The following is a 13,853-nucleotide window of genomic DNA, read 5'->3' on the forward strand; positions in this document are numbered from 1 at the left end:
AATGAAAAAATTCATCAAAGCACAACTTGCATCATTTAGTGGCACAGCTATTGACTTTTCTACTACAATAGTCAGTGTGGAGGTTTTTAACCATTGGTATGTGTCATCTAATTTAGCTGGCAACATATTAGGAGGGTTAACCAACTTTACACTGGGTAGAATATGGGTGTTTCAAGCCCGTGGTGAAAAGTTGCATTTGCAAGCTTTTAGATATGTATTAGTTTGGATTGGGAATATAATTTTGAATACCTCTGGGGTATTTGTTCTCACTCATTATATGAGCATATCTTATATATACAGTAAAGTAATTGTATCTCTTTTCGTTAGCGTAGGTTGGAACTATTTTTTACAAAAACATTTTGTCTTTAAATAAGTGGATTCAATCAACAGGTTTATTAAAATTAGCTTTTTTACCATCATCTCCGTATTCTGTGTGCAACTGTTATTTGCGCAAAATACTGTGGTTAAAGGGACAGTAATTGACGCAAAGACTAAAGAAACATTACCTTTTGTCAGTGTCACTATACCAGGGACCAGGTTAGGTTCCAGTACGGATGCCGACGGTAATTTTAATGTGCAATTGAGTGGCAATTATAAAACCATTTCTTTTACATACGTAGGCTATACATCACAGGTTAGAAATATCACTCCAGGTATTCCTCAAACCATTAAAGTGCTTTTAAAGGCAGATGCGAATGTATTATCGGAGGTTGTTGTTAAATCAGGAAGACGAAAAAAATACAGAAATAAAGATAATCCTGCTGTAGAGCTAATTGAGAAGGTAATCGCAAATAAAGATAACAACAGGGTTAGAGGTTATAATTTCGCTGAGTATCAAAAGTACGAGAAGCTTTCATTCGCCTTAAGTGATCTGTCGGATAAATTCAAAGAAAAGAAGCTTTTTAAAAACTATCAGTTTCTCTTTAAAAATCAGGATTCGACAGCAATAGGGGGGCAGACCATTCTTCCTCTTTATATGGAAGAAAAGCTATCTGAAGTATATTATAAGAAGAATCCATCTCAAACTAAGACCAAGATTCTTGCAACGAAAAAGGTTGATTTTGATCCTAAATATATTGATCAGCAAGGAGTAAGTGCTTACATGAACAGGATGTATCAGGATATTGATATCTATGAGAATAATGTTTTTGTCGTAAGTAATCAGTTTTTGAGCCCTATTGCAAATAGTGCGCCTAACTTTTATTTGTATTATATTACAGATACAGTAGTTGTTGACAATCAGAAGCTTATTGAATTAAGCTATGCTCCAAGAAATAAAGGTGACATGTTGTTTCAAGGTAAGTTATATATCAGTCAGGACGGTAAGTTCGCTGTAAAGCAGGCACTCGTAACTGTACATAAAAATATTAATTTAAATTTTATCCGCGATTTTGAATCTACTCTTGACTTTAGCCAGAATGAAAAGGGACAATATTATTTAAGCAAGAATACCCTTCAGATCAACTTCGGGATTTCCAAAACCAAGGGAAGTGGGGTTTTTGGTGAGCGTACCGTATCGTTTAAAAATTATGTTATAGACAAACCTATTCCAGACAGTATTTTTAACGGTCCGGCAGAGGAAGTTGTGAAAAGTGCAGATGTGCATACGGAAGCTTTCTGGAAAGACAACCGACATGAGGCTTTAGCCGCTAGTGAACAAGGGATCTATCATAATATTGACAGTCTGCAGAACATGTCATCTTTTAAACGTACAGCAGAAATAGCCACCTTGCTTATTGCCGGATATAAATCATTTGGACCTGTAGAAATTGGTCCGGCGAATACATTCTATAGCTTTAATCCGGTTGAAGGATTCAGACTTAGGTTTGGAGGTAGAACCACCACTCAACTCAGTAAGCGTTATTATTTTGAAGGATATGGAGCATACGGGTTTAAAGATGAGAAATGGAAATATTTTCTGAGTTCCACTTACTCGTTGAACAACAAGTCGATTTATCAGTTCCCACAAAATTATATCAGGGCAAGTTTTCAGAGGGACACTAAGATACCCGGACAGGAATTGCAGTTTGTGCAGGAAGACAATTTTCTTTTATCATTTAAGAGAGGGGAGAATGATCAGTGGTTATACAATGATGTATTTAGGGTTGATTATATCAAGGAATATGAAAATCATTTCTCGTATACTCTAGGATTCAGGAAATGGAATCAATCTCCTGCAGGTTCGCTTCTTTACAATTCCATTCAGAATAATATCGTAACCACTCATAATGATTTGAATACTTCCGAGCTTTCGCTCGAATTGCGCTGGGCACCCAATGAGAAGTTCTATCAGAGCAAAATTTACCGTACTCCGGTTCCGGGACCAAATCCTGTATTTACTGCAAGATATACAGCAGGGATCAAAGGATTACTTCAGGGAGAGTACAACTATCATAACCTGCTGGGCAATGTGTATAAACGTTTTTATCTGTCGCAGTTGGGATATACAGATGTTACAGTAGAAGGAGGATATATCTTCGGACAAGTGCCCTTTCCACTACTTGACATTCACAGGGCAAATCAAACCTATTCTTATCAGTTAAATTCATATAACCTGATGAACTTTTTAGAGTTTGTGAGTGACCATTATGCCAGTTTAAATATTGACCATAGTTTTAATGGATTCTTTTTAAATAAAGTGCCCTTAATTAAAAAACTAAAGTTGCGTGAAGTGGTTACCTTCAAAGGTCTGTATGGGGGCTTAAGAAATGAAAATAATCCGAGCATACATAATGAGTTATACAGTTTTCCTACCAATGAAAATGCGGTCAGTAGTACCTATACGTTAGATAAATCGCCATATATAGAAGGAAGTGTGGGCCTTTCCAATATATTTAAGGTTCTTCGGATAGACCTGGTAAAGCGATTTAATTATCTTGATCATCCTGAAGTTTCAGAATGGGGTATAAGAACACGCTTTAAATTAGATTTCTAACATTACCTTTGCGTTAATAAATAATTAAAAATATGTCTTTTGAGTCTATCCGGACCAGTCTTCAGTTGAGCATTTATAAAGTGATCAATCCTTTTGTAAGAATGCTTATAAAAATGGGATTAACGCCAAATGCCATCACAACCATTGGCCTGATACTGAATTTAGGAGTTGCAGCTATTTTCATAATGGGTGCAGAAAAGGGTAACCGTGGTGATTTGCAATTTGTAGGATGGGCAGGCGCTCTGGTATTATTTGCAGGCATATTTGATATGCTTGATGGTCAGGTTGCCCGTCTGGGAAACATGAAATCTACCTTTGGTGCTATGTACGATTCTGTTCTGGATCGATATAGTGAACTCTTTCTCTTTCTCGGAATTTGTTATTACTTAATATCACACCATTATTTTCTGAGTTCTCTTTTTGCTTTTATTGCCATGATTGGCTCCATGATGGTGAGCTACACCAGGGCACGAGCAGAGGGTTTGGGTATTGAATGTAAAGGCGGCTTCATGCAAAGACCCGAACGTGTGGTGCTGATTGGTATTACTGCCCTTGCCTGCGGAATCAGCTCTAAATATATTGGCAGTGATTATAAATTATTTGTCCCGGGTATTTCTGTACATGTTTTTGAAACCATGTCCATTTTTACTATCCCGATTACCATAATGGCCATCATGACAAATATCACCGCTATAAAAAGGCTTTTGGGCTCAAAAAAAGCGCTGGATGAAAAAGATGCTCAAGCTGCATCATTAAAGCAACAGAGCGGAACAGCGGCTATTGTCATATTGTTGCTCACTTTATCGGCATTTACTCCTTTAACACTTAAAGCGGGTATAGATCCACCAGCTGATTTCCCTGTTCCAAAGAATATCACAAACCAACTCTTTTATCTGCAGCGCGATCCGAATTCAAATACGATCATTTGTCAGCTAAAGTTAGACGAGGATGGCAGGCCCAATAAAAAGAATCCCGTAAATGTATATTGGATCCGATATACAGAGAAAGGGCAATATGCACAACTTAGCTATATTCAGCGAAAACTAGCTTATGGTATTAGTTCAAGGCAGGTAACTACGGAGGAATTCGAACTTAACTTTGTTTCCTACCCTAAATATCTGATGACGCTAAAGAAGGGAAAAGACAATAAATATCATGTTTATTCGAAAGTTGCCAATAAAAATGCAATTCTTAATAGCATATATGTGCATATAGTGGGAGGAACATTCTGGGTGCCAAATGTAGTATATGTGGAGTTTAAAGCAATTGACCCTGCTACAGGAGAAAAGTTAACAGAACGCATTAAAGTGTAATGAGTTTCGATAAAAAACACAGCTGGATAGTCACTATTTTATCTGTTTTATACCCCATAGTTTCTTATTTCCTTATCGGATTTAAAGCGGAGCAGCTATTTCTGGTTGCATTAGTTAATTTTTTATTTTATGTATCCGGTGTAACCAGAAGGGTTATTACTGGATTCTCTATTTTCATCATATATTGGATTCTTTTCGATTATATGAAGGCCATTCCTAATTATCTCTATCATTCGGTTGATATATTACCCATCTATAATTTGGATAAGAAACTATTTGGTATCAATTATCAGGATCACCTGCTGAGTTTAAACGAGTATTTACATATCAAGCAGAGTTCTTTTCTGGATGTCATGGCTGGGATTTTTTATTTAACATGGGTACCTGTACCTATGCTTTTTGCCCTGTACCTGTTTTTTACTCAAAGAGAGCAGTTTTTCTGTTTCTCTCTAACTTTCCTGCTGGTTAATATAATGGGCTTCATTATATATTATCTGCATCCGGCAGCTCCACCATGGTATATTCAACAGTATGGAACGGTGTTTAATCCTTTAACATTAGGTAACACAGCTGGATTAGGACGTTTTGATGCTTACTTCGGCGTGGAAATATTTAAGTCTATATATGCCAAAAGTTCCAATGTTTTTGCTGCAATGCCCTCTCTACATTCCTCATACCCTTTGTTAGTGCTTTTTTATGGCATCAAAAACAAGCTGAAATATATCAATATCTTATTTGCAATCATCATGTTAGGGATATGGTTCTCTGCTGTATACACAAGTCACCACTACTTTCTGGATGTCTTCGCCGGCATAATATGTGCATTTTCGGGAATAACTGTTTTTCATTATTTGTTAAAAACTCAAATAATGAAAAACCTGATCAGGCACCTAATGAAGGTAACTCAGTAACTAGGCCCGATTCGTTTATTAACCACATGATGTTTGCTTTATTAAGGGGTTTATTTAAAAATCCCTTGATGTTTTTATAGGTTCCAGCTCTGGTGATATCTTCAGGATTGATAGATGAGGAAAGAATAACAACATCTATGCTTATAGAAGACTCTTCCAGATTATCTAGAAAGTCCCATGCATTCATCACAGGCATATTGATATCCAATAAAACAAGCTTGTTTTCAGGTGCGCTTTTAACGTAAATTAATCCAAGTGTAGGGTCGTTAAAAATCGACAATTGTAAGGCTGTATTTGCCGATTTAAGCAGCATAGAGTGGATTTTATTGATTAAAGGTTCGTCATCCACTAATATTATTTCTCTCACGTCAATATTTTCAAAGTATGTTTAGGATTTCTTTAAACGTCGGGTAAGATAATGATATTGTTAAAATATAAAAAAATAAATTATTAAAGCCAGTTTTTCTTTTTAAAGTAGATTAAAGTAAACAACGAGGAGGCAATCATAAGTAAAACGGCCGCTGCATATCCCCATTCCCAGTTTAATTCCGGCATTATTTTGAAATTCATACCGTATATGCTGGCTATCAGGGTAGGTGGCATAAAAGCGACTGTAGCTACAGTAAAAATCTTTATGATTCTATTCTGTTCAATGTTTACAAATCCCATAAAGGTATCCTGTAGATATTCCAGCCTTTCAAAAGCAAATTTATTATGCTCCAGGATAGAATTGATATCCTTAATCATGATCCGTAAAAAAGCCATATATTCTTCAGGGAAGCTATTGCTTTTCATTAAAGCGGATATTAAACGTTGCTTGTCTATTATGTTTTCCCTTAATGACATGGTTTCATTTTGAAAGGAAGAGATCTGAATCAGCACTTCTTCATCTGAACGCTTCTGACGAAGAATAATATCCTGGTTAAGCTTTGCGATTTTCCTCGCTAATGCTTCTATTAAATCGGCATCCAGATCAATGGATGTTTCCAATAAAGTCATTAATACCTGGTAGCCATTAACGAAGGATGCCGGACTAGCTCGTATTTTTTTGACTGATTCACTAAATGTTTTGAGGTCATTGGACCTGTAGGTAAATAAAATTCCCTTTTCTACAATAATAGATACAGGACAATATTCAAAACCCTCCGGGGTTATGGATAAGAAATTACTATTTATAATTAATTCGTCTTCAAATTCACTAAAACGAGATGAACTTTCAATTTCTTGTGATTCTTCTTCCGAAGAGTACTTAATATCAAAATAGGTTTCAACGGTCACCTTCTCCTTTATAGTAGAGTTTTGAAGGTCTACCCAAACCATACTGCTCATTGCTATATCCCGGAGATCTTCGAGATCAGTTTCTTTAATAAGTCGTCTGTCTTTTTTATAGTAAATACGAAGCATTTTCAAAGTTACAACATCATATTGATTATCTTTGTGTTAATGGAGAAGTTGAAGACGGTTGATAATGGATATAAAAATTATAATTCATACGGGGCCTATCTTAAAAAAAAGTATGAGGGGCAACGTGTCTTCAAAATTATTGTAGACGGTGGTTTCACTTGCCCAAATCGTGATGGCAGTAAAGGCTACGGTGGCTGTACCTATTGCAATGTGGATTCCTTTACGCCAGAACTTACCCGTCAGACTTCCAATATCCGCGAACAGATAGAAAATGGGATTGAGCGTGCTGTAAATGGCTATAAAGCGGATAAGTTTATTATTTACTTTCAACCCAATACAAATACCTACGCTCCGGCTCATTACCTGAAAATGATGTATGACGAGGCGTTAAATGCATGCCCACCTGATAAAGTAGTGGGTCTTTCTATTGGAACCCGTCCTGATTGTATAGATGCGGAGAAAATAGCACTTCTTGAAGGGTATGCGCATAGGGGACTTGATGTTGATCTTGAAATGGGTATGGAATCCATTTATAATGAAACACTCAGCCGGATTAACAGAGGATGTACCCACGAAGAGCTAGTGCATACTTTAAATTTGCTGGAAAACTCCACTCTTGATGTTTGTCTTCATACCGTATTTGGTTTCCCATGGGAAAGCACTGAAATGATGTTGCGTTATGCAGCTGAAATTAATCGGTTTCCGCAGATCAAGTTTGTTAAACTTCATCAGTTATATGTAGTGCAGGGCTCCATCATGGGTGTTCAGTACAAACGCGAGCCATTTAAGTTGTTTTCAATGGAAGAGTATGCTACTTTTCTTGCCCAATTTATTCCTCTTCTTCGTCCGGATATAGTGATTCAGCGCCTGTTTGGAATTTCTGATCTTGATTTGTTAATCGCGCCTAACTGGGGACTTAAAAAGTCAGGTATTCAAACCTATCTGGATAAATACCTGGAAAAACAAAATGTAGTGCAGGGTTCGTCTTATATCTCTTTATAAACGCCAAAGAGTTCATCAATTTTCTTCTCTCTAAAAGTAAATATCTTTTGAATTTTGCTTTTTACAGTAATTCCATTAGCCATTCGGCCCACATAGCCATAAGGTATCGCATAGGTAAGAATATCTTTCATTTCAATTCCATTGTCTATTTCTTTAAAATGATGTTGATGATGCCATAAGGCAAACGGCCCGAAGCGTTGTTCATCTATGAAATATTCATGTTCAGAAACATGGGTTATTTCCGTCAACCAATTCATTTTTATTCCCAGTAATGGAGCTACGGTATAGGCTATCAATATTCCCGGGTACATCTTTTGATCGGTTTTTAAGTCGCTTACAATTTTGAAGCCCAGGGACGGGGTTATGCGCGCAAGGTTAAAAGGAGAGGAGAAAAAATCCCATGCGGTTTCCATATTCACAGGGATTTTCTGTTCAAAGCGAAAGGTATAGATCTTCATAGTTTGTTAACAGTATTTCAATCTAAAAGTTCCATTTGGAGATATGTTGAAGAAAAGTTTTTTTAAGCAGGTCAATTTCATGATAAATGACAAAAGTTTAATTTAATGTCGTTTTTTTCTTTAATTATTTGATCAAATTGATTAAAGCTCTAAAATATATTTGTTTTTTATTTTTTTTTAATATCTGTAATGAATACATGTAAAATATCGCTTTACAATCATTTATGGCCAATTTATGTCTTGTGTTATGATGATAAATCAATATTTTATTGCAATTAAGTTGAAAAAAACATAAAAATAATTATGAATTATCTAAAAAATACCTATTTTTATTTAAAAATCAACACAATAAAACTCTAAAGATTGACTAATACCAACAAATCTTTAATTAACAACACTAAATACCAACAATTATGAGTAAAAGTTTAGCTAAACAAACTATCCCATTCATTCTGCTATTATTGGCAGCAATAGGATCAGTTTTCATTCCCTCCATGCCTAATTTTGATGACGGTGGAAAAATTTACAATGGTGCAGACATTGCCTGGATCATGACAGCAACAGCATTAGTGTTTTTAATGACGCCAGGACTTGCTTTCTTTTACGGAGGAATGGTTCATCGTAAGAATGTGCTATCTACTATGATAAAAAGTGTAGTAGCAGCAGGGATCGTTACCGTATTATGGGTAGTGGTAGGATTTAGTTTATGCTTTGGTGATTCCATTAATGGAATCATAGGAAATCCTTTAACATTCCTGTTTTTTAAAGGAGTAAGTTCAGGTGCTCCATGGGCAGGTGCCCCAACTATTCCTCTGACCCTATTTTCTATATTTCAATTGATGTTTGCGATCATCACACCAGGACTGGTAGTAGGTGCAGTAGCCGGAAGAATCCGCTTTACTTCCTATATTACATTTATCGCCTTATTTATGCTTTTCGTATATGCCCCATTGGCACATTGGAGCTGGCATCCCGGAGGTTTTCTTTTTAAAATGGGAGCCTTGGATTTTGCAGGAGGTACTGTAGTACATATTTCTGCTGGATGTGCAGCTCTTGCTGGTGCATTGGTTTTAAAACGTCGTAGAGCTCATCTTGAAAATACAGAAGTTCCACCTGCAAACATTCCTTACGTACTTATTGGTACTGGTTTATTATGGTTTGGATGGTTTGGCTTTAATGCAGGATCTGCATTAGGAGCAAATTCACTTGCTGTTTCTGCTTTTATGACTACTAATGTTGCAGCTGGTGCTGCTGGACTAGCCTGGATGTTCTTTGATGTCATCCGAGGAAAGAAACCTTCGGTTCTTGGCTTCTGTATCGGTGCTGTAGTAGGTTTAGTAGCTATTACTCCAGGTGCCGGTTTTGTAGCCATACCACAAAGTATCTTTATCGGATTTATCGCTGCCATTATATCTAATATAGTTGCACATAAAATGACAAACTCCAGAATTGACGATACTCTTGATGTATTTGCTTGTCATGGTGTAGGTGGTATGGTAGGGATGCTTTTAACTGGTATTTTTGCGACTAAAACAGTCAACAGTGCTGGCGCTGATGGGTTATTCTATGGAAATCCGGAATTCTTTATTACACAGTTAAAAGCAATGACCGTTGCGGTTGTGTATAGTTTCACTGTTTCATTCCTGATCTTCAAACTTATTAATCTGATTCAACCAATACGGGTTAGCACAGAAGAAGAAGAAATTGGACTGGATGCTTCTCAACATAATGAGAAATATATGCAGGGAACTCTTCTTGTTACCCAAAATGGTGTGACTACGGAAGAAGATGTAGAAGAGATTGAACTTCATTAATATAATTTAAAACCTTAAAAATAATAAAATGATTTGCAGGGCATTGAGGCCTCATCGCTCTGCAAATTTTGTACCTCAAAGCAACCTTAAACTATTAAATTAATTATCAACATGCTAAAAAGATTTATTACTGCGATGTCAATCGCTGCTGTGGCAACATCTGCCTACGCTCAAGACAGTTCGAGTGTGTCACCACTGGAGATTTCCGGTTCTGTTGATGCCTATTACAAGTATGATTTCGCTAACCTTAAAGGTGGAACCGGCAACATCGGGACTTCATTCGCCAGTGATAACAATTCACTTTCCCTGGGAATGATTGATGTGATGCTGAAGAAAAGTACCGGAAAGGCTTCATTTGTTGGCGAGATCTCCTTTGGCCCTAGAGGTCAATATCAATCTATTCCTAACGGTGATGGAGTAGATGGGAATAGCTTTCATATCCAGAATTTGTATATGACCTACGCATTCAATGAAAAAGTGTCGGTAACAGGTGGTTATATGGGTACATTCATTGGATATGAAGTGATCTCTCCAGTAGGCAATTTTAACTATTCTACTTCGTATTTGTTTACTAATGGTCCTTTTCAAAATGCAGGTATCAAGGCTAACTTTACGCTGAGCGATCAGGTAGGATTAATGATTGGTGTATTTAATGATTGGAATGCCTATAAAGACCTCAATGGGGTATCTCATTTCGGAGCACAATTGTCTTTATCACCAGTTGAAGGATGGACTGCTTATTTAAATGTGCTGACAGGCCGTTCTGCTGCTATTGGTGAAACACCATCATCTGAAGTATTAGGCTCAGGGACAATCCTTGACTTAACTACTGCATATCAGATCACACCTGCATTCAAGCTAGGCTTAAACGCAGCTGATTATAGCATGCCAAATGATAACGCTGGTGGTCTTGGTTATAGCGGTATTGCCTTGTATCCTCAATATGCAGTTTCTGATAACTTCATTTTAGGTGTAAGAGGTGAATATTTTAAATCTAAAGATGTTGCAGATGTTTCCGGAACTGATGTGAAATCATTCACTTTAACTGCAAATGTTAAAGCCGGTGGATTAACTTTCATTCCTGAACTAAGATTAGATAGCAGGTCAGAAGCAGATACATTCCTTAAGAAAAATGGTGATTTCACTAAAAGTGCATCTCAATTTTCTGTGGCTGCAGTATATGCATTCTAATTAATAAATACTCAGCAATACATTATTATATAGAAAAAAATCTACTATCAAACAATAAAGGTTTTATGTTGGTTTAGTGTTGTTAGAGAGGGATAAGCTGAATGCTTTCCCTCTTTTTATTTTTCTAAATTTGCATCTATGTTCTCATCATTTAATTTTTTCTCCAAAAAACCAACTAATGTTACATTAGAATGGATGGGCGTAGATATACACTCACATATATTGCCTGGGATAGACGATGGATCAAGAGATATGACCAGCTCTATATCCTACATCAAGGGCCTTTCTGAATTAGGAATCAAGAAGTTTATCTGTACACCGCATATTTTTACTGAAGTGTATCCAAATAGCGTGGATACCATTACCCCAGTACTTGAGTCCTTGAGAAAAGAACTTATTATTCAACATATCGATGTCGAGGTGAACGCGGCAGCCGAGTACATGATGGATCTTGACTTTTTAGATCTTCTGAAAAATGATCAGATATTATGCTTAAAAGGAAAGTATGTTCTAGTTGAGATGTCCTATCAAGTTGAAACCCGTAATATAGATCAGTTTATCTTCGATATAAACATTAAAGGCTATTTGCCCGTACTGGCTCATCCTGAACGGTATATTTATTACCATAATAACTTTGAACAATTGCGACGCATGAAAGAACAGGGCTGCCTCTTTCAGCTTAATCTGCTTTCCCTGGCTGGATATTACGGAAAAGTAGTTAAGCAAATAGCTTTAACGCTAATCAAAGAAAACATGATTGACGTGGTAGGGTCTGATCTTCATCATGATAAACATCTGGAATATGTAAAGAAATTTGTGAAGAGTGGGGAGGCTGCCAAATATCTGGCCAATTACCCCATCCGGAATAAGGAGTTGTTTTTATAGAAAAAGCAATGCTCTATTTGATAAGTCAGTTCTGTTTTTAAATAATTAAACGTGGTCAGGAAATACAAAATAGGTGTCTAGGCATCAAAAAATGCGTTTTTTTGCTATTAAAGTGACATTTAACATTTTTTATAAGCGTTTTTTTGAAATTAAGAAGGTTAATATATCTTGCTTATCTTAACAAAAATTAATGTAAATCACCGAATTGGAATTGAAAATTCAATGGAAATAAATAAAGCTTAACATTTTCTTAAAAGTTATTTAATAGGAAGTTAGTAACAAAATTTCTCGTTTATTTACATAGAACAAAGAAGGAAAGAAATGAAAGCGAAAGAATTTATTGAAGAACCAGCAGAGATTAGCAAGATTACAATTTTAGCATTCATAATAGGTAATGCAGTTGCCGTAGTGGCATTTATCACTCCCTTCGCTTTATATATTTTAGCAAAGGAAATTTAATTGTAAAAGTGTCTTTCGTTTAAAGAACAGATTGTCGTTTATACCACATTCTGTTCTTTAAACGGAGAATTTTTCATTCCCAGACCTATTTTTAAAAAGTACTATTCCCAGCCGGAACCCTTAGTCGCTACACCAGATTTAACATGTTCTTCAGCTTTAACCTTACCAAGGATGGCGGCCATCTTGTTTCCTTCGCTATCTTTACCAGTAGCAATATATCTTCCTGACTTGATGTCGATCACTGGATCAATCATCGGAACATTTTTGGTTTTTGTTTTAACAGAGTAAGCGGTAATTCCCTCTGCTTCTTCGGTTTTCTTTTTAGTTGTCATACGTGTCAGATTAAGCTTTTAATCTTTCAATAAGGTTCTGTAAAGCAAATTGTTTTCATTTAAACGCTATTTCTGTTAGAAAACTTAGAAAAAAGAGATTTATTTATAAAGTATGATGATGATCATTTTTTAAATAAGCATGTGATTGTATGTTTGTCGTAGAAACATTCTTAATGAGTTGAAAGGAAAATTAGTCCGAACCTCCTGGTCCGGACTTTTTTATTTTAGATATATATCCTCTCTGGACGTAGCATAAAGCTCATACCAATCCTGATGATCCAGATCAATGTCAAAAGCCTTTACAATATTTCTTATTCTCTGCTCTTCTCTGGTACCTATTAAAGGAAGTGCCCCAAGTTTTATCAACCAGGCTACCGCTACTGATTCGATATCTACGTCATATTTCGCAGCAATTTTCTGCAACTTCATCCTGACTTTAATTGCCAGATCGTCCTTACCGTGGGCAATCCTTCCATCTGCCAGTGGAGCAGATGCTAAAGGTTTCATATACCTTTGTTTGATATAATCAATCTGACCATTGTCCAGAGCTGATGTATTCAACAAATTCAGTTCGATATGATTCGTTACTATTGGGGCATTCAGGAACGAGGCAAGCAGCTGATGCTGAAATACCGAAAAGTTAGTGATTCCAATATTTTTTATTTTGCCTGAATTTTTAAGTTGTGTTAATGTTAGAGCCGTTTCTTCTATATTAGAAATCGGATCGAGATGATTCAGTAAAAAGATATCAATATAATCGGTACGTAGCTTTCGTAATGAGTTTTCTACTGATGCTAGAATATGCTTGCTGGAGGTATCGTAGTGTTTAATGCGAACGCCAGGCTGACTGCTATGCGGAACTCTTAATCCACACTTTGTAAATATGACAAGATCATCTCTTTTAAAAGATTTTTGGCTGATAGCCTGACCAAATAATTCTTCACACTGATAGGAGCCATACGAATCGCCATGGTCAAAGGTATTAATGCCTAATTCAAGACACAGGTTAACAATTCGTTCCATGTCGGCCGCAACATTACTTGCTTCATCATTCCAGCGATAAAATCCATATATCGCCGATGATACTTTTGGTCCTGAGTCACTTAAATAGGTTTTTTCCATAGTTGTGTCTTAAAATACAATTATATC

The 13,853-nt window shown here is 36.3% G+C and carries 14 protein-coding genes; 9 read left to right on the forward strand and 5 right to left on the reverse strand.

The window, feature by feature from the left end; genetic code table 11:
- The first annotated feature begins 1 nt into the window (after position 1).
- Genes ADIARSV_RS18425 through ADIARSV_RS18440 form a run of 4 tightly spaced genes read left to right on the forward strand, consistent with a single transcriptional unit; the run spans position 2 to position 5,159 of the window.
- On the forward strand, positions 2 to 373 hold the full coding sequence (locus ADIARSV_RS18425; RefSeq protein ID WP_040300625.1) for a GtrA family protein: 372 nt from the start codon (positions 2 to 4) through the stop codon (positions 371 to 373).
- Entirely contained in the window at positions 374 to 2,935 is a 2,562-nt protein-coding gene (locus ADIARSV_RS18430; RefSeq protein ID WP_016197173.1) for a DUF5686 and carboxypeptidase-like regulatory domain-containing protein, read from the forward strand.
- Between the two features lie 32 nt (positions 2,936 to 2,967).
- On the forward strand, positions 2,968 to 4,248 hold the full coding sequence (locus tag ADIARSV_RS18435; RefSeq protein ID WP_016197174.1) for a DUF4833 domain-containing protein: 1,281 nt from the start codon (positions 2,968 to 2,970) through the stop codon (positions 4,246 to 4,248).
- Positions 4,248 to 5,159: a phosphatase PAP2 family protein gene (locus ADIARSV_RS18440; protein ID WP_016197175.1), complete on the forward strand. Its 912-nt coding sequence runs from the start codon at positions 4,248 to 4,250 to the stop codon at positions 5,157 to 5,159. Before ADIARSV_RS18435 ends, ADIARSV_RS18440 begins: the two co-directional genes overlap by 1 nt.
- On the opposite strand, the gene ADIARSV_RS18445 is transcribed toward ADIARSV_RS18440, so the two are convergent.
- Together ADIARSV_RS18445 and corA are read right to left on the reverse strand one after the other, a co-directional pair.
- Positions 5,131 to 5,526, reverse strand: a complete 396-nt coding sequence (locus tag ADIARSV_RS18445) for a response regulator (protein WP_016197176.1) — start codon at positions 5,524 to 5,526, stop codon at positions 5,131 to 5,133. The two genes, ADIARSV_RS18440 and ADIARSV_RS18445, sit on opposite strands and share 29 nt — an antisense overlap.
- Positions 5,527 to 5,609: 83 nt before the next feature.
- Positions 5,610 to 6,563: a magnesium/cobalt transporter CorA gene (gene corA, locus ADIARSV_RS18450; protein ID WP_016197177.1), complete on the reverse strand. Its 954-nt coding sequence runs from the start codon at positions 6,561 to 6,563 to the stop codon at positions 5,610 to 5,612.
- Between the two features lie 39 nt (positions 6,564 to 6,602).
- On the opposite strand from corA, the gene ADIARSV_RS18455 reads away from it, so the two are divergent.
- Positions 6,603 to 7,565, forward strand: a complete 963-nt coding sequence (locus ADIARSV_RS18455) for a TIGR01212 family radical SAM protein (RefSeq protein ID WP_016197178.1) — start codon at positions 6,603 to 6,605, stop codon at positions 7,563 to 7,565.
- On the opposite strand, the gene ADIARSV_RS18460 is transcribed toward ADIARSV_RS18455, so the two are convergent.
- Positions 7,550 to 8,023: an SRPBCC family protein gene (locus ADIARSV_RS18460; protein WP_016197179.1), complete on the reverse strand. Its 474-nt coding sequence runs from the start codon at positions 8,021 to 8,023 to the stop codon at positions 7,550 to 7,552. The two genes, ADIARSV_RS18455 and ADIARSV_RS18460, sit on opposite strands and share 16 nt — an antisense overlap.
- Before the next feature lie 413 nt (positions 8,024 to 8,436).
- Here ADIARSV_RS18460 and ADIARSV_RS18465 point away from each other — a divergent pair, with 413 nt between their 5' ends.
- The 4 genes from ADIARSV_RS18465 to ADIARSV_RS21995 all read left to right on the forward strand — a co-directional run bounded on the left by ADIARSV_RS18465 (position 8,437) and on the right by ADIARSV_RS21995 (position 12,372).
- Positions 8,437 to 9,837, forward strand: coding sequence for an ammonium transporter (locus tag ADIARSV_RS18465; RefSeq protein ID WP_016197180.1), 1,401 nt, complete (start codon positions 8,437 to 8,439; stop codon positions 9,835 to 9,837).
- Positions 9,838 to 9,948: 111 nt separating this feature from the next.
- Positions 9,949 to 11,028: a porin gene (locus ADIARSV_RS18470; RefSeq protein WP_016197181.1), complete on the forward strand. Its 1,080-nt coding sequence runs from the start codon at positions 9,949 to 9,951 to the stop codon at positions 11,026 to 11,028.
- Positions 11,029 to 11,166: 138 nt separating this feature from the next.
- The gene (locus ADIARSV_RS18475; protein WP_016197182.1) at positions 11,167 to 11,913 is read left to right on the forward strand and encodes a tyrosine-protein phosphatase; all 747 of its coding nucleotides are present in this window, start codon (positions 11,167 to 11,169) and stop codon (positions 11,911 to 11,913) included.
- A gap of 321 nt (positions 11,914 to 12,234) precedes the next feature.
- Positions 12,235 to 12,372 carry a hypothetical protein gene (locus ADIARSV_RS21995; protein WP_016197183.1) on the forward strand — a complete coding sequence of 46 codons (138 nt, stop codon included), beginning with the start codon at positions 12,235 to 12,237 and terminating at the stop codon, positions 12,370 to 12,372.
- Between the two features lie 101 nt (positions 12,373 to 12,473).
- Here the strand turns inward: ADIARSV_RS21995 and ADIARSV_RS18480 are convergent, their stop codons facing one another.
- Together ADIARSV_RS18480 and ADIARSV_RS18485 are read right to left on the reverse strand one after the other, a co-directional pair.
- The gene (locus tag ADIARSV_RS18480; RefSeq protein ID WP_016197184.1) at positions 12,474 to 12,704 is read right to left on the reverse strand and encodes a hypothetical protein; all 231 of its coding nucleotides are present in this window, start codon (positions 12,702 to 12,704) and stop codon (positions 12,474 to 12,476) included.
- A 219-nt stretch (positions 12,705 to 12,923) separates the two neighbouring features.
- Positions 12,924 to 13,826 carry an aldo/keto reductase gene (locus tag ADIARSV_RS18485; protein WP_016197185.1) on the reverse strand — a complete coding sequence of 301 codons (903 nt, stop codon included), beginning with the start codon at positions 13,824 to 13,826 and terminating at the stop codon, positions 12,924 to 12,926.
- Positions 13,827 to 13,853 lie beyond the last annotated feature (27 nt).

The organism is Arcticibacter svalbardensis MN12-7 (assembly GCF_000403135.1).
Lineage (GTDB): Bacteria > Bacteroidota > Bacteroidia > Sphingobacteriales > Sphingobacteriaceae > Arcticibacter > Arcticibacter svalbardensis.